Raw genomic sequence first — 14,810 nt, 5'->3', positions numbered from 1 at the left:
TGAGGTGATGACGGAAGCCTCGACCTCCCCCCTCCTCGCTCCGACGCCCCTCCCCTACGGTCTGCCGCCGTACGGCAGCATCCGGCCCGCGCACTACCTGCCCGCCTTCCACGAGGCGTTCGCACAGCAGCGCGCCGAGATCGACGCGATCACCGCGCAGACGGAGCCCGCCACGTTCGAGAACACGGTGGTCGCCCTGGAGCGGAGCGGTGAGCTGCTCGATCGCGTCGCACGGACGTTCTACACCGTGACCGGCGCCGACGGCACGCCCGAGATCCAGACGATCGAGGAGGAGCTCGCGCCGCTCATGGCCGCGCACCGCGACGCCATCCAGCTCGACGCGGCGCTGTTCGCGCGGATTTCCGCGGTGCACGCGACGCTGGCGCAGACGGACCTGGATGCCGAGAGCCGCTACCTCGTGGAGCGTCACCACCGCGAGATGTCGCTCGCCGGCGCCGGCCTCGACGAGGCGCAGAAAGAGCAGCTCACCGGGCTGAATCAGCGCCTCTCGGTCCTGACCACGACGTTCGAGAAGAACCTCCTCGCCGACACGAACGATCTCGCCGTGGTCTTCGACGACGTCGCGGAGCTCGACGGGCTGGGCGAGGGCGAGCTCTCCGCGGCGGCGCAGGCTGCCGCCGATCGCGGCCTGGAGGGCAAGTACGTCGTCACCCTCACCCTCTACACCGGTCACCCCTACCTCGCCTCGCTGACGAACAGGGACAGCCGTCGGCGACTGCTCGAGGCCTCCCGTGCCCGCGGCTCGCGCGGCAACGCGTTCGACAACCGCGAGGTGCTGCGCGAGATCGTGCGCCTGCGCGCCGAGCGCGCGGCCCTCCTCGGCTATCCCTCGCACGCCGCCGCGGTGCTGGCCGATCAGACGGCGGGGACGCCCGAGGCCGCGACGGACCTCCTCCGTCGTCTCGCCGGGCCGGCGGCGGCCAACGCCCGCGCGGAGCAGGAGGCCCTCCAGCGCATCGTCGATGCGGAGCAGGACCCCTTCGCCGTCGAGGCGCACGACTGGGCGTTCTTCACCGAGAAGGTGCGCGCGGAGAAGTACGACCTCGACCGGGCGGCGCTGCGGCCGTGGTTCGAGGCGGAGCGCGTACTGCGCGACGGCGTCTTCTTCGCGGCGGAGCAGCTCTACGGCATCCGGATCTCCGAGCGCCACGACCTGCAGGGGTACCACCCCGAGGTGCGCGTGTTCGAGGTGCACAACGAGGACGGGTCCGAGCTCGGGCTGTTCCTCCTCGACCTGTACACGCGCGACACGAAGCGGGGCGGCGCGTGGATGAACTCCATCGTCACCCAGTCGCGTCTGCGGGGCACGGCGCCCGTCGTGGTGAACAACCTCAACGTGCCCAAGCCCGCGCGCGGCAAGCCGACGCTGCTGACGCTGGACGAGGTGACGACGCTGTTCCACGAGTTCGGCCACGCGCTGCACGGGCTGTTCGCCACCGTGACGTACCCGCACTTCGCGGGAACCGCCGTGCACCGCGACTTCGTCGAGTTCCCCAGTCAGGTCAACGAGATGTGGATCTTCTGGCCCGAGATCCTGGCCAACTACGCCCGGCACATTGACACCGACGAGCCCCTGCCCGCCGACGTCGTCGAGCGGCTGCACGCCTCGGAGGCGTTCAACCAGGGCTTCGCGACGAGCGAGTACCTGGCGGCATCCTGGATCGATCAGGCGTGGCACGCGCTGTCGGTCGAGGAGGCGTCGGCGGAGATCGACGTCGCCGCCTTCGAGGCGGCCGCCCTCGCCGAGATCGGACTGGACAACCCGGCGGTGCCGACGCGGTACTCGTCGACGTACTTCGCGCATGTCTTCTCGGGCGGGTACAGCGCGGGCTACTACTCGTACATCTGGAGCGAGGTGCTCGACGCGGACACCGTCGAGTGGTTCGGCGAGAACGGCGGACTGGTCCGTGAGAACGGCGACCGGTTCCGTCAGCGTCTGCTCGGCGTGGGGGGCTCGTCTGATCCGCTGGCGGCGTACCGCGACTTCCGGGGCCGGGATGCCGAGATCCAGCCGCTCCTCGAGCGTCGCGGCCTCACCGGCTGAGGTGTGGCGGCGGGGCGGGGCCGGCCGGCGCGCCGTCCCCCGTCTTCCCGAAGGAAAGCCCAGAGGCGATGCTGCGCCCGCGCGCCGATCGACCGGACGCGGGCGCTCCCGCCGCGGGCACTGTCAGCGTCAGGCGGTGCGGCGCTTCTGCGCGAGCACGATCGTCGGCGCGGCGCGGTCCTCGACGGCGGCGCGCGTGATGATGACCTTCGCCACGTCATCGGCCGACGGGACGTCGAACATGACGGGGCCGAGCACGTCCTCGAGGATCGCGCGCAGGCCGCGGGCGCCGGTCTTGCGGGCGACGGCGAGGTCGGCGATCGCGCGGAGGGCGTCCTCGTCGAACTCGAGCTGCACGCCATCGATCTCGAACATGCGCTGATATTGCTTGACGAGCGCGTTGCGCGGCGCCGTGAGGATCTCCATCAGCGCGTCCTGGTCGAGGGGCGAGACGGATGCCACGACCGGCAGGCGACCGATGAACTCGGGGATGAGCCCGAACTTGTGGAGGTCTTCGGGCAGCACGTCGCTGAAGAGGTTGAGGTCGTCGCCCTTGTTGTGCAGCGGGGCGCCGAAGCCGACGCCGTGCTTGCCGACGCGCGACGAGATGATCTCCTCGAGGCCCGCGAAGGCCCCGGCGACGATGAACAGGACGTTCGTCGTGTCGATCTGGATGAACTCCTGGTGCGGGTGCTTGCGTCCGCCCTGCGGCGGGACCGAGGCGACCGTGCCCTCCAAGATTTTCAGCAGGGCCTGCTGAACGCCTTCACCGGACACGTCGCGCGTGATCGACGGGTTCTCGGCTTTGCGGGCGATCTTGTCGACCTCGTCGATGTAGATGATGCCGGTCTCGGCGCGCTTGACGTCGAAGTCGGCGGCCTGCAGCAGCTTGAGGAGGATGTTCTCGACGTCCTCGCCGACGTAGCCGGCCTCGGTGAGGGCGGTGGCGTCCGCGACGGCGAACGGCACGTTGAGCCGCTTCGCGAGCGTCTGCGCGAGGTAGGTCTTGCCACAGCCGGTCGGACCGAGGAGCAGGATGTTGCTCTTGGCGATGTCGATCTCTTCGGCGCGCTGCTCCGCCGACTGCAGGGTGCCGTGCGAGCGCACGCGCTTGTAGTGGTTGTAGACGGCGACGGCGAGGGCGCGCTTGGCGGGCTCCTGGCCGACGACGTACTCCTCGAGGAACGAGAAGATCTCGCGCGGCTTCGGCAGGTCGAACTCGGCGACCTCGCCGGAGCTCGACTCGGCCATGCGCTCTTCGATGATCTCATTGCACAGCTCGACGCACTCGTCGCAGATGTAGACGCCGGGACCGGCGATGAGCTGCTGCACCTGCTTCTGGCTCTTGCCGCAGAAGGAGCACTTGAACAAGTCGGCGCTCTCACCGATGCGTGCCATGTCCGGTCCTCACCCTCGACACCGGTCCGTCACCGGCGTTACCCGAGCCTAACCCGTGCCCGCGACATCGGCGGGCATTTGCGGCCGCGCCCTGTCCATGATCGCCGTCGGCGAAGTCGGCATCCCTCCTCCCCTCTTCCGGGGGCGCTGACATGGCGCGAATGCACGCCGGGGCGGGCGGGGGATGTACATCTGCGACAAGTCAGCGTCGGGGGGACGGGGCGCGCACGACGACGCCCCGCAGACCGGGCGGGTCTGCGGGGCGTCGGGCGGCGCGAGTGCGTCAGGCGGTGAGGGCCGCCGGGGTGCGCTTGCGCGTGGTGAGAACCTGGTCGACGATGCCGTAGTCCATGGCCTCCTGGGCCGAGAGGATCTTGTCGCGGTCGATGTCCTTGTTGACCTTGGCGACGTCCTGGCCGGTGTGGCGGGCCATCGTCTCCTCGAGCCAGGTGCGCATGCGGAGGATCTCCTGCGCCTGGATCTCGATGTCGGACGCCTGCCCGTGTCCAGCCTCGCCCATGGCGGGCTGGTGGATCAGGATGCGGGCGTTCGGCAGGGCGAGTCGCTTGCCGGGGGCGCCGGCGGCGAGCAGGACGGATGCCGCCGAGGCGGCCTGTCCGAGAACGACCGTCTGGATCTGCGGCGAGACGTACTGCATCGTGTCGTAGATCGCCGTCATGGCCGTGAACGAGCCACCGGGCGAGTTGATGTACATGATGATGTCGCGGTCGGGGTCCTGCGACTCGAGGACGAGCAGCTGGGCCATCACGTCGTCGGCCGAGGCGTCGTCGACCTGGACGCCGAGGAAGATGACGCGGTCCTCGAACAGCTTGTTGTACGGGTCCTGGCGCTTGTAGCCGTAGGCGGTGCGCTCCTCGAACTGAGGAAGGACGTAGCGGCTCGAAGGCATGTGCGCCGCGGCGCCGCCGAAGGTGGGGATGTTCATGTGGGTGTCCTTTTCCTCTCGCCTCAGGCCGCTGCGGTTCCGCCGCCGCCGGTGACGTCGGTGGCGTGCTCGCGCATGTGGTCGACGAAGCCGTACTCCAGCGCCTCCTGCGCGGAGAACCAGCGGTCGCGGTCGCCATCGGCGTTGATCTGCTCGACGCTCTTGCCGGTCTGCGACGCGGTGATCTCGGCGAGGCGCTTCTTCATGTCGAGGATGAGCTGCGCCTGCGTCTGGATGTCGCTCGCGGTGCCGCCGAAGCCGCCGTGCGGCTGGTGCAGGAGGACGCGCGCGTTGGGCGTGATGTAGCGCTTGCCCTTCGTCCCGCTGGTGAGCAGCAGCTGGCCCATCGATGCGGCCATGCCGATGCCGACGGTGACGATGTCGTTCGGGACGAACTGCATCGTGTCGTAGATCGCCATGCCGGCCGTGATCGAGCCGCCGGGCGAGTTGATGTACAGGTAGATGTCGCGCTCGGCATCCTCGGCGGCGAGCAGCAGGATCTTGGCGCAGATCTCGTTGGCGTTCTCGTCGCGCACCTCCGAACCGAGCCAGATGATGCGGTCCTTCAGCAGCCTGTCGAAGACGCTCGTTGCCATAAGGGGTTCGGGCATGTGTGCTCCTCTTCCGGTGATCTGCAACGAATCTACCGGCGGGCTGTGGGCGGGGTCGCCGTGTTCGCCGCGGGCGGATCAGTCGAGTCGTTCGGCGATTTCTCGCGCGTATCCGGTCACGGAACGGGTATAGCGCGGAAGGTGCGGGGCCAGCGCCTGGAGGGCGATGGATGCCGCCCGCTCGGGCTCCCCGGACGAGACCAGGGCCAGCGCGTAGAACGCCGCGGCGGCGTCGTGCAGCGGACCGCGGGGCTCGCGCTCGTATTCAGCGCGGAGCATCTGTCGGGCATCGTCGCTCTTGCCGAGGTTGCGGATCGTGCTCGCGAGCTGGATGGTGGCGCGTGTCCGACGCTCGTCGTCGAGGCCGAGCGCCAGCGCGCGGCGGTACAGCTCCTCGGCCTCCGCCTCCAGCCCGGCGGAGTCGCGGGCGCCGGCGCACTCGAACAGGGCGACGGGGTCGTCCGCGGGCCGCTCCCCCGCCAAGGCGTCGATCCGCGCGACGACCTCGAGCGGGTCGATCGTCTCGTCGGCCCAGACGGCGTCGATCCTGTGCTGCCAGTCGTCCATGTCTTCCTCCCGTAGATGCCGAAGGGGGCGGATGCCGTGGCATCCGCCCCCTCGTCGTGTGCTGTCGCTGTCGGCGGCCGTGTCGCGGTCGCTGTCAGCGGGGTGCGTCACTCGCTGTCGGCGGCCTTGTCCTCGGTCTTCTTCTTGGCCGGGGCGCGCTTCTTGGCGGGGGCCTTCTTGGGGGCCTCCTCGGCGGCGGGCTCCTCGGCAGCGGGGGCCTCGTCAGCGGCGGGGGCCTGGGCGGCGGCCTCCTCCGTGGCCTCCTCGGCGGTCTCGTCCTCGGCGTCGGTGGGCTCCTCGCCCTCGACGGCCACGAAGCCGGTCAGGTCGACGGGCTTGCCGTCGGTGTCGACGACGGTGACCTTGCCGAGCGCGATCGCGAGGGCCTTGTTGCGGGCGACCTCACCGACGAGCGCCGGCAGCTGGTTGCCCTGCTGCAGCGCGTTGACGAAGTCCTGCGGCGCCATGTTGTACTGCGCGGCCGACTGGATGAGGTACTGGGTCAGCTCGTCCTGCGAGACCTGGACGTTCGCCTCTTCGGCGACCTTGTCGAGGATCATCTGGGTGCGGAACTGCTTCTCGCTCGCCTCGGTGACCTCGGCGCGGTGCTCGTCGTCCTCGAGACGGTTCTCGCCCTCGAGGTGCTGGTGCACCTCGTCCTCGATGAGCTGCGGCGGGACGGGAATCTCGACGGCCTCGAGCAGCGCCTCGATGAACTTGTCGCGCGCGGCGGAGCCCTGCGTGAACACCGACTGCTGCGAGACGCGCTCCGAGAGCGACGCGCGGAGCTCGTCGATGGTGTCGAACTCGGACGCCATCTGCGCGAAGTCGTCGTCGGCCTCGGGGAGCTCGCGCTCCTTGACGGCGGTGATCTTGACGGCCACCTCGGCCTCCTCGCCGGCGTGGTCGCCGCCGACGAGCTTCGAGCGGAAGGTGGTCTCCTCACCGGCGGTGAGCGAGTCGATGGCCTCGTCGATGCCCTCGAGCAGCTCGCCGGAGCCGACCTCGTACGAGACGCCCTCGGCACGGTCGATCTCGGCGCCGTCGATGGTGGCGACGAGGTCGAGCTCCACGAAGTCGCCGGTGGCGGCGGGACGGTCGACGGTCACGAGCGTGCCGAAGCGGGCGCGCAGGCGGTCGAGCTCGGCGTCGATGCCCGCCTCGTCGACCTCGACCGCGTCCACGGTCACGGTGATCGAGTCGTAGGCGGGGAGGTCGAACTCGGGGCGGACGTCCACCTCGACGTCGACGACGAGGTCGCCCGAGAAGTCCTTGAGCTCGGGCAGCTCGACGATCTCGGCGCTCGGGCGGCCGATGACACGGAGCTCCTGGGCCTCGACGGCCTGGCGGTAGAACCCGTCCAGGCCCTCGTTGACGGCGTGCTCGATGACGGCACCGCGCCCCATGCGCTGGTCGATGATCGGCGCGGGCACCTTGCCCTTGCGGAAGCCGGGGATCTGGACGTCACGGGCGATGTGCTCGTAGGCGTGGGCGATGCTCGGCTTGAGCTCCTCCGGCGAGACCGTGATGTGGAGCTTCACCCGGGTGGGGCTGAGCTGCTCGACGGTGCTGTTGACCATGCGGTTCGTTCTCCTCCTGTGGCCCGCGCGCACGCGGGGGCCGGCTAGGCCTGTGGTCTGTGGGGCCGTCACGTCGGGGCGACAGGATTTGAACCTGCGGCCTCCCGCTCCCAAAGCGGGCGCTCTACCAAGCTGAGCTACGCCCCGGGGCGACGCGCGATGCGCATCGACGAAACGGCCTCGTGAAGTCTAGACGATCGGGGTGTGCGCGCCGAGTTCGCCCTGGGCGGATTGTGGAGGAGTGTCCGGATGCCGGGGGTGTGCAGCGCGGGTGAGGGTGGCGGTCGGGGTGGTGGCATCCCCTCGTCTCCCGCGGGGAGGGACGGGCGGGGTGGCATCCGCGGTCCCCTGCGGGAGCGACGGTGTCACCGCCGGGGGCGGAAGAGCGCGAGTGCGGCGACGGCCGCCCCCAGGAACACCCCGCCGCCGACGCCGACGGGGAGGGCGACGTCGAGGTCTGCGAGCAGCCCGCCCAGCGCGGCCCCGACGGCGAGTCCCAGGAGGCTGAGGAAGCGGACGGCGGCGTTCACCCGCCCCAGCAGTCGCGACGGGACCAGTCGCTGCCGGAGGGAGGTCGCGCAGATCCCCCAGGCGACGGCGTGCGCGATGTAGCCGGCGAGGAGGACGGCCGCGACGACCGGGTGATCGGTCACGGCGAGGAGCCCCAGCGACACGGCGCCGACGAGCAGGCTGGCCGCGATGGTCCAGCGGTAGCCGAGACGCGCGCGCAGCGCGGGCGTGACGAGGGAGGCGACGAGGCCGCCCGCCGCGGAGATCGCCAGGACGACGCCGTACCCGGAGGCATCCAGGTCGAGCCGGTCGCGCGCGAACACGACCAGGATCGAGAACGCCAACATGTATCCGACGCTGGCGACGGCGCCGATGCCCGCCAGCCCCGCGACCAGGCCGTGGGTGCGGAGCCAGGCGGCGCCGGCCAGGGCGTCCGCCCACGCTCGCGGACGTCGCGCCGGCACGTCGACTGGTCCGCGGTCTCTCGCGACGGCTCGTGCGCCCGGTGGTGCGTCGACTGGACGGCCGCGCGCCGGGGCGCCGGCCCGATCGCGCGGCCTGCGCGGAAGCGCCAGGGCCAGGGCGCCCGCGGCGGCCCAGAGTCCGCCCATCGCGAAGAAGGGCGCCGACGCGGCGACGGCGAAGAGCACCCCTCCGAGCGGTGGACCGGCGAAGTCGTCGGCGACGAGCTGCGCCGCGGAGATGCGGGAGTTGGCGGTGTCCAGCCGTCGCGTGTCGACCAGGCTCGGGACGAGCGCCACCGCCGCGTTGTCGGCGGCTGTCTCGAACGTGCCGATGACGGCGACGACGACGTAGAGGAAGAGGAGCCCGGCAACGCCCGTCTGGATCGCGAGTGCGAGCGCGAGGACGGCGACCCCGCGCAGCAGGTGCGCGCCGACGACGATGCTGCGGCGGTCCCACTGGTCCACCCACGCGCCGACCGGCACGGCCACGAGCAGACGCACGACGGCGTAGACGACGGAGATGCCGGCGATCCACCGCGGGTCGTCGGTGAGGGTCGCCGCGAGCAGTGGGATCGAGACGAAGGCCAGGCCGTCGGCCAGATTGGATGCCGCGTTCGACCCCCAGAGGAAGCAGAAGGGGCGGCCGAGAGACATCGTCGACAGCGTAGGCGGTGGCTGCTTGCGAGGTGTTCGCCTGTGGACGACCTCTCCTCCACAGGCGCGGGAAAATCGTTGGAGCGAAGTCGTGCCCCGCGATCGCGCCGATAAGCCTGTGGATGAACCTCTCCTCCACAGGTTTTCCCCGATCAACGTTACTTTCGATGTCGGAGGTTCGTGGCAGTCTGCTCGCATGACCGAGATCCTGGACACCCTGCACGACATCGTCGCGCGCCTGTCCGCGGTCGTACCCGTGGCTCTCGCTCCGGACGGGTTGGGAGCGATGGACGATGCGTCGGTGATGCAGGTGATGGATGCCGCCGCCGCTCTTCTGCGTCATGCCGAGGCTCTTCTGGTCGAGGGTGCGGCGGTCGCGCAGGAACGGTCGCAGACCGCCGTCGTGGCCGACCGGATGACGACCGCGTTGGGGGCGCGGAACGTCCGCGACCTGGTGCAGCGGGCGACGCGGCTGTCCGGAGCGCGCGCCGCGGAGATCGTTCGGGCGGCCGGCGCCGTCGGTCCGAGGTATGGAGCCCTGAGCGGCGACGTGCTTCCGCCCGCCTATCCGGCGCTCCGCTCGGCCATGGCCGAGGGCGTTCTCGGGGCGGACGCCGTCGCGGCCGTCGCCCGCGAGCTGGACCGTGCAGCGGTCGATCCGGACCGGTTGTCGGCGGCGGATGTGGAGCTGGCCGCCTCGGCGCGCGGCGACGGCCCGACGGGCGGGGGTCTCCCCACCGCGGACGAGCTCCGGCTGCAGGCGCAGGTCTGGGCCGTCTGGCTCGACCCCGACGGTGCGGAGCCGCGCGACGACCTGGCCCAGCGGAAGCGGGGACTTTCGCTCGGCCGGGCGCGCGACGGGCTCGTCCCCATCCGCGGGATGCTGCTGCCCGATGTCGCCGGCGCGCTGCAGAGGGCGACGGACAGCATTCTCAATCCCCGCGTCGAGGGGCCGGCGTTCCGCCCCGATGGCGGGGGTGGCGCGGAGGGGCCGTCCGGCGACGGGGCGTACGCGTTCGGCGACGACGTCTCCGTGGTGGACCAGCGCACACGCACGCAGAAGATGCACGACGCTCTGGCGACCATCGTCACGACGGCGACGAGATCCGGCGCGCTGCCGACGCTCGGGGGTGCCGCGCCGACGTTGCTGGTCTCCGTGCGGGCCGAGGATCTGGCGTCGGACCGGGGCGTGGCGCACATCGACGGGTCGGACGCCGTCGTCCCGCTCGCGGTGGTTCGGCAGATCGCGTGCGCCGGCGGCATCCATCGGGTCTTCGTCGGGGGCAATGGTCGCATCGAGCGCATCGAGGTCGCCGATCGCGTGTTCACCCCCGCGCAGCGGAGGGCGATCACGGTGCGGGACGGCGGCTGCGTCATTCCGGGCTGCGACGTCCCGGCCGCCTGGTGCGAGATCCACCACGTGACGCCGCACGCGCGCGGCGGCGCGACGCACACCGGCAACGGGGTGCTGCTGTGCTGGCACCATCACCGGACGATCGACGTGAACGGCTGGGCGATCCGGATGCGGCACGGCGTCCCGGAGGTGCGCGGTCCGTCCTGGTGGGACCCCCTCGGACGCTGGCGACCGACGACGTCCTCCCCGACGCGGACGCGGGACGAGCTCGACCGTCGGCGGCGAGCGCGCGGCTCGAGTCCGTGAGATCACGGCGGGGCGACCGCCGCCGTGCCCGCTTGACGACCCGCGTTCATCGCAGCGTCGCGCGTGAAGTAGAGTGGATGCCGTTGCGGTTCGCCGCTGCGGGGATGTAGCTCAATGGTAGAGCCTCAGTCTTCCAAACTGATTACGCGGGTTCGATTCCCGTCATCCCCTCCACATTTAATGCCTGGTCAGGCATCGTTTCTCGAAGCATCACGGGTCCCTCGCTGGAGTTCGAAGGCCTCCATGGACAATCTGTGGGCAAAGGCTTTCCCTGCACCCGCTCTCCGGCGTACCGCGAGCATGCCGGCCAAGAGCGAACACCACATGTCCAAGAGGGCTCATGGAACAGGGACGATCTCCGCCTATCGAGACGGTTTCCAACTCAAATGGTCCATCCCTGTCGGTGGTCGCGCGTCCAGGTCTTGCGGCTCGCGACGAAGAGGGTGGCCCAGCTCAATCGACAGCTTCACCCGAAGGAAGGCCACGGCGGTTAGGAGTAGCTGCCGTTGCGCCTTTCGGCAGCCCGCACCAGGCTGATGATCTGCTGTTCCGTCCGATGGAGTGCGCCTCGGACGTAGGGGACGTACTGCAAGCCCGCGAGATTGGAGGGGAGAGTCACACCCTCCTCGCGCAGGTTGATGACATTGTCGATACCCAGGACTCCCTGAGCGAAACCGGCTTCATGTATGACGTTCTGTCGTGCCTGTCGAGTTCCGTCAATGAGTGTGTCTGCGCCTGACCAGACAACAATAGCGACGGAGGACCCTCGGATCATGTCGCGGACGACGTCGAGAGCGATCCGACTGGTTCGATCTTCCTCAGTGAAGGCAGTGACGCTTATGCCGTCTCGCCTGAGGTAGTCGCGCACCACCTCCCAGTCGTCACCGCCTCCGTAGGCAATGAATACCTGCAACGGCGGTGGAGTGTCCATCGGTGTGGGCAAGGGGTCGTCGGCGTCCGCCTCTGTCTCCATGTAGGACTCCATGAGTAACCCCACCTCCCATGCGAAAGCCGTCAGGATCTCACGGGGTGCGGTGACTTCGACTCTTCCAATGCCGTGCGTGAGCATCAGATCAACTTGCAAATGCGTGCTGACAGCGTCGATATCCGTGGCTGCTATGCGGGTCATGGAGCAATCTCGGGCACCCTCCAGCGAGTCCACTGACGGATCGGACCCGTTGAGACCAGTGGATGACTCCTTGATCCCGTCAGCTCCGGTGACGTGCCAGCCTCGCCAAGCGAGCTGACCCACTACAGACTCGGCTCGCGCGATGCGCGGTAGCCATTCATGTGTGGCCCAATCACGCTTGTCGTCCGCGTACTCACGACGCATACGCGCGAGGGTCTCTAGGCCTACCGTTTCGGAAGGTGCAGACATGATCTGGTCCAGACGAGAGACGAAGTCGCCTCGCAACGTCACGTTGCTTACCTGGAATGTCTTTGACGGCACCCGAAGACGATAGCGCGAGGCTCCCACGCCGGACCGGACCGTGGACAATCCGTGGACAATCTCACGTCCGCAGCGGGTAACAGTAACGGTCAGGGGTTCCGCTTCGTTTCCTGAGATAACGGCAATCCAGGCACCTGCTAGAGGGACAGTGATCAGTCTTCCAAACTGATTACGCGGGTTCGATTCCCGTCATCCCCTCCACTTCCTCCCACCGGTGAGCGCCCCCGGCACCGAGGGCCAGACGTCCCTCCGGGCCCATCGCTCGAAGCGCGGCCACGCGTCCACGGTCGTCGACGTAAGCACCGCTCCACCGGCCGGCGTCGGCGGTCTTCGGCCACCCGGCACGGCCGCGCGTCGACATTCCCCGTCGTGCACCGCTCCCGCGTCGCCGACGCCCGCGGCCGCCTGGAGGGCCGCATCGGCGCTCACCCCCAGAAGCGCACGAACGCCGCGAGGGTGACCGACCCGACGGCCGCGGTGAGCATCCCCCAGACGATCGCGGGCCCACGTTTGCGGGACGCGAGCGCCCACGACGTCGTCGCGGCGAGCGCAACCGAAATTGCCGCCCAGGTCGCGAACGTCCAGCGAAGGGCGACCACGCGCGCATCGGGAGAGCCTAAGACGGTGAAACCGTACGCGATGCCCACCGTCACCGTCCAGAGTACGAGGGCGCAGACCCACACGGCTGTCAGGAGGGAGCCCCAGTCGCGCCACTCGCCCGGCAGGCGCCGAGGGGCGAGGCTGACGCGGATCCGTGGCGGGAGCTCCATGTACGGCGGCAGGATGCTCAATCGACGGGCGGTCTCCTCGTGAGCGCCGAGGCCGCGAAGCATGTCGATGTATGCCCGCTCCTCCCCCGGGTCGAGCGGCTCGCCCAGCCCGATCGCGAATCGGGCCGCCTGTTCGGGGTGCCCACCCTTGCGGTACGCCTCGACAAGCAGCCGACGCGTCCTCGAATCCTGGGGGTTCTTCTGAAGCAGGAACTTCAGCCGCCCGACCTGCTCGCGGCGGGACGCGCGCTCCTCAGGCGTCTCGCCCACCGCCCACGATCCCGTCACGGCACTCAGTATGGCGGGCGGGGAGTCGACGCGTGGTCGCCCTCAGCCCCGGTCGGACAGCTCCTGCGCGAACGACGCCGGCAGGACGACGTTCTCGCCCGCCCCGGCGAAGAATCCGGCGACCTGAGCCGGCCGGTACCCGGCGATCCCGCAGCCGACCTCTGTCACCAGGAACCGCAGCTCGGGGTGCTCCGCGGCGAACGCGACGAACCGTCCTGCCTGCTCTTCGAACACGCCGAGACCCGACATCGTGTCGATGCCGTAGGACTCCCCCTGCAGCCCCTCCGCCTGCCCCCAGACGGCGCCGAAGCGGTCGAGGGCGAACTTCGCCGCTCCCCCGCCGTGGGCGCCGGCGCTGTTGGAGCCGAAGACGAACACCTCATGCGGCGCGAGAGAGTCGATGTGCATGACTCGACGGTAGGACCGGCATCGCTCCGGCGACACCGACGTTGACAATGCGGACGCGTCAGTCGATCGGACGGTCCAGACGCACACCCGGCTCGACGGCGACGGCACCCGCGTGCCGCGCCGAATGGGCCCGGTAGATCTCGGCGTTCCGCAGGATCTTCACGCGCTCCTCATCGGTGAGGGCCCGCCGCACCTTCGCGGGCACGCCGGCCACCAGCGACCCTGCCGGGATGACGCTGCCCTCGAGCACGACCGCACCCCCGGCCACGAGGCATCCGGGTCCGATCTCCGCACCCGACAGGACGACGCTGCCCATGCCGATGAGCGAGCCGTCGCCGATGGTGCACCCGTGCACGACAGCGTTGTGCCCGACCGACACGTTCTCGCCGATGACGACCGGCCGCCCCTGGTCGACGTGGACGGCGACGTTGTCCTGCAGGTTGCTTCCCGCGCCGAGCTCGATGGACGCGCTGTCGCCGCGCACCACGGCGTTGTACCAGACGCTCGCCCCCTCCCGCAGGGTGACCGCCCCGATGATTCGCGCCCCGGCGGCGACGAACGCCGACGCGTCGACGACCGGAACGGCGTCGGGCAGGGCGAGCACGGAGGCGTCCGGAGCGATCGGCATGCGCCGACACTACCGAAGCCGGCCGCCCGTCGACCCCCTCGGTAGTCGTCCGGGAACGCCGGGAGCTACCGGCCCGCACGGGTGGATTACGGGATGCCACCGGATCAGTACTCGCGTTTCCTCAGCCCGCTCATAGATTCCGGGCAGGAATCCCGCAGCACACACACCCAGGAGCATCCATGTCCGTCGATCTCGCCCCGACACCCGCCCCCTCCCGCCGCCGCGACCGCCCGGAGGCCCGCCCGCAGACCCGGCGCCGCACGAAGGGCACGGCGATCGCCGCCATCGCCGCCGGAACGGCCCTCCTGCTGGGCGGCACCGGCACCCTCGCCGTCTGGTCGACCCAGACCGCCCTCACCGCCGGCCCGATCGAGTCGGGCAACCTCGACCTCCTGCTCGACACCACCGAGGGCGTCTGGACCCTGCAGGGTCTCGTCGGCGGCCTGCTCACCCTCGACCCGGCCACCATCTCCGCCGTGCGCATCGTGCCCGGCGACGTCCTGACGCTCACGCAGCCGCTCGAGGTCGTCCTGGAGGGCGACACCCTCGCCGCCGACCTCTCGCTCAGCTCGACCGACGTCGTGGGTGGAGCGCTCGCCCCCTACGTGGACGTGGACCTCGCGGTCACCGGCCTCGGGTCCGCCGTCGACGACACGTACCGCATCACCCCGGACACCGACGGGGAGCTCACGGCACAGGTGACCATCACCTTCGACCCCGCCACCACGGGCCAGCTCGGCGCGAACACCACCCTGGACCTCAGCAACCTCGTCTTCTCCCTGACCCAGGTCGCGGACTGAGGTCGCGCCCG

The 14,810-nt window shown here is 70.0% G+C and carries 13 protein-coding genes and 2 tRNA genes; 4 read left to right on the top strand and 11 right to left on the bottom strand.

Annotated elements, in window-relative coordinates:
• Positions 1-7 precede the first annotated feature (7 nt).
• The gene (locus MRBLMI1_RS03195; protein WP_367726693.1) at positions 8-2,065 is read left to right on the top strand and encodes a M3 family metallopeptidase; all 2,058 of its coding nucleotides are present in this window, start codon (positions 8-10) and stop codon (positions 2,063-2,065) included.
• 129 nt (positions 2,066-2,194) lie between these two features.
• Here MRBLMI1_RS03195 and clpX read toward each other — a convergent pair whose 3' ends face one another.
• The 7 genes from clpX to MRBLMI1_RS03160 all read right to left on the bottom strand — a co-directional run bounded on the left by clpX (position 2,195) and on the right by MRBLMI1_RS03160 (position 8,795).
• Positions 2,195-3,463 (bottom strand): ATP-dependent Clp protease ATP-binding subunit ClpX, encoded by a 1,269-nt coding sequence (clpX, locus tag MRBLMI1_RS03190; RefSeq protein ID WP_367726692.1) that lies wholly within the window; start codon positions 3,461-3,463, stop codon positions 2,195-2,197.
• Positions 3,464-3,746: 283 nt separating this feature from the next.
• Positions 3,747-4,409, bottom strand: coding sequence for an ATP-dependent Clp protease proteolytic subunit (locus MRBLMI1_RS03185; protein ID WP_367726691.1), 663 nt, complete (start codon positions 4,407-4,409; stop codon positions 3,747-3,749).
• A 23-nt stretch (positions 4,410-4,432) separates the two neighbouring features.
• Positions 4,433-5,020 (bottom strand): ATP-dependent Clp protease proteolytic subunit, encoded by a 588-nt coding sequence (locus tag MRBLMI1_RS03180; protein WP_367726690.1) that lies wholly within the window; start codon positions 5,018-5,020, stop codon positions 4,433-4,435.
• A 78-nt stretch (positions 5,021-5,098) separates the two neighbouring features.
• A complete protein-coding gene (locus tag MRBLMI1_RS03175; protein ID WP_367726689.1) occupies positions 5,099-5,587 on the bottom strand; it encodes a tetratricopeptide repeat protein in 489 nt (162 codons plus the stop codon).
• Between the two features lie 107 nt (positions 5,588-5,694).
• Positions 5,695-7,167, bottom strand: a complete 1,473-nt coding sequence (gene tig, locus MRBLMI1_RS03170) for a trigger factor (RefSeq protein ID WP_367726688.1) — start codon at positions 7,165-7,167, stop codon at positions 5,695-5,697.
• A 73-nt stretch (positions 7,168-7,240) separates the two neighbouring features.
• Positions 7,241-7,314, bottom strand: a tRNA-Pro gene (locus MRBLMI1_RS03165).
• Between the two features lie 218 nt (positions 7,315-7,532).
• On the bottom strand, positions 7,533-8,795 hold the full coding sequence (locus tag MRBLMI1_RS03160) for an MFS transporter (RefSeq protein ID WP_367726687.1): 1,263 nt from the start codon (positions 8,793-8,795) through the stop codon (positions 7,533-7,535).
• 196 nt (positions 8,796-8,991) lie between these two features.
• Between MRBLMI1_RS03160 and MRBLMI1_RS03155 the strand changes: the two genes are divergently transcribed.
• Together MRBLMI1_RS03155 and MRBLMI1_RS03150 are read left to right on the top strand one after the other, a co-directional pair.
• Positions 8,992-10,455, top strand: coding sequence for an HNH endonuclease signature motif containing protein (locus tag MRBLMI1_RS03155; protein WP_367726686.1), 1,464 nt, complete (start codon positions 8,992-8,994; stop codon positions 10,453-10,455).
• A gap of 100 nt (positions 10,456-10,555) precedes the next feature.
• Positions 10,556-10,629, top strand: a tRNA-Gly gene (locus MRBLMI1_RS03150).
• 316 nt (positions 10,630-10,945) lie between these two features.
• On the opposite strand, the gene MRBLMI1_RS03145 is transcribed toward MRBLMI1_RS03150, so the two are convergent.
• From MRBLMI1_RS03145 to MRBLMI1_RS03130, 4 genes are all read right to left on the bottom strand, one after another.
• Entirely contained in the window at positions 10,946-11,584 is a 639-nt protein-coding gene (locus MRBLMI1_RS03145; RefSeq protein WP_367726685.1) for a TIR domain-containing protein, read from the bottom strand.
• 746 nt (positions 11,585-12,330) lie between these two features.
• Complete coding sequence (locus MRBLMI1_RS03140; RefSeq protein WP_367726684.1) at positions 12,331-12,963, bottom strand: hypothetical protein; 633 nt, start codon at positions 12,961-12,963, stop codon at positions 12,331-12,333.
• Positions 12,964-13,005: 42 nt separating this feature from the next.
• Positions 13,006-13,371 (bottom strand): A1S_2505 family phage non-structural protein, encoded by a 366-nt coding sequence (locus MRBLMI1_RS03135; protein WP_367726683.1) that lies wholly within the window; start codon positions 13,369-13,371, stop codon positions 13,006-13,008.
• A 58-nt stretch (positions 13,372-13,429) separates the two neighbouring features.
• Positions 13,430-13,999, bottom strand: a complete 570-nt coding sequence (locus MRBLMI1_RS03130) for a gamma carbonic anhydrase family protein (RefSeq protein WP_367726682.1) — start codon at positions 13,997-13,999, stop codon at positions 13,430-13,432.
• A 179-nt stretch (positions 14,000-14,178) separates the two neighbouring features.
• Between MRBLMI1_RS03130 and MRBLMI1_RS03125 the strand changes: the two genes are divergently transcribed.
• Positions 14,179-14,799, top strand: coding sequence for an alternate-type signal peptide domain-containing protein (locus MRBLMI1_RS03125; protein WP_367726681.1), 621 nt, complete (start codon positions 14,179-14,181; stop codon positions 14,797-14,799).
• Positions 14,800-14,810 lie beyond the last annotated feature (11 nt).

The sequence above is a fragment of the Microbacterium sp. LMI1-1-1.1 genome (assembly GCF_040815675.1).
In the GTDB taxonomy this organism is placed as follows: domain Bacteria; phylum Actinomycetota; class Actinomycetes; order Actinomycetales; family Microbacteriaceae; genus Microbacterium.
The sequence above is the reverse complement of the archived record's forward strand: the minus strand, read 5'-3'. Positions and strand labels throughout refer to the sequence as shown.

Excerpts from the sequence above, each read along its gene's own strand:
- clpX (WP_367726692.1), bottom strand. The coding sequence starts at position 3,463 with ATGGCACGCATCGGTGAGAGCGCCGACTTGTTCAAGTGCTCCTTCTGC.
- MRBLMI1_RS03160 (WP_367726687.1), bottom strand. The coding sequence starts at position 8,795 with ATGTCTCTCGGCCGCCCCTTCTGCTTCCTCTGGGGGTCGAACGCGGCA.
- MRBLMI1_RS03180 (WP_367726690.1), bottom strand. The coding sequence starts at position 5,020 with ATGCCCGAACCCCTTATGGCAACGAGCGTCTTCGACAGGCTGCTGAAG.
- MRBLMI1_RS03175 (WP_367726689.1), bottom strand. The coding sequence starts at position 5,587 with ATGGACGACTGGCAGCACAGGATCGACGCCGTCTGGGCCGACGAGACG.
- MRBLMI1_RS03125 (WP_367726681.1), top strand. The coding sequence starts at position 14,179 with ATGTCCGTCGATCTCGCCCCGACACCCGCCCCCTCCCGCCGCCGCGAC.
- MRBLMI1_RS03185 (WP_367726691.1), bottom strand. The coding sequence starts at position 4,409 with ATGAACATCCCCACCTTCGGCGGCGCCGCGGCGCACATGCCTTCGAGC.
- MRBLMI1_RS03155 (WP_367726686.1), top strand. The coding sequence starts at position 8,992 with ATGACCGAGATCCTGGACACCCTGCACGACATCGTCGCGCGCCTGTCC.
- MRBLMI1_RS03145 (WP_367726685.1), bottom strand. The coding sequence starts at position 11,584 with ATGACCCGCATAGCAGCCACGGATATCGACGCTGTCAGCACGCATTTG.
- MRBLMI1_RS03135 (WP_367726683.1), bottom strand. The coding sequence starts at position 13,371 with ATGCACATCGACTCTCTCGCGCCGCATGAGGTGTTCGTCTTCGGCTCC.
- MRBLMI1_RS03130 (WP_367726682.1), bottom strand. The coding sequence starts at position 13,999 with ATGCCGATCGCTCCGGACGCCTCCGTGCTCGCCCTGCCCGACGCCGTT.
- MRBLMI1_RS03195 (WP_367726693.1), top strand. The coding sequence starts at position 8 with ATGACGGAAGCCTCGACCTCCCCCCTCCTCGCTCCGACGCCCCTCCCC.
- tig (WP_367726688.1), bottom strand. The coding sequence starts at position 7,167 with ATGGTCAACAGCACCGTCGAGCAGCTCAGCCCCACCCGGGTGAAGCTC.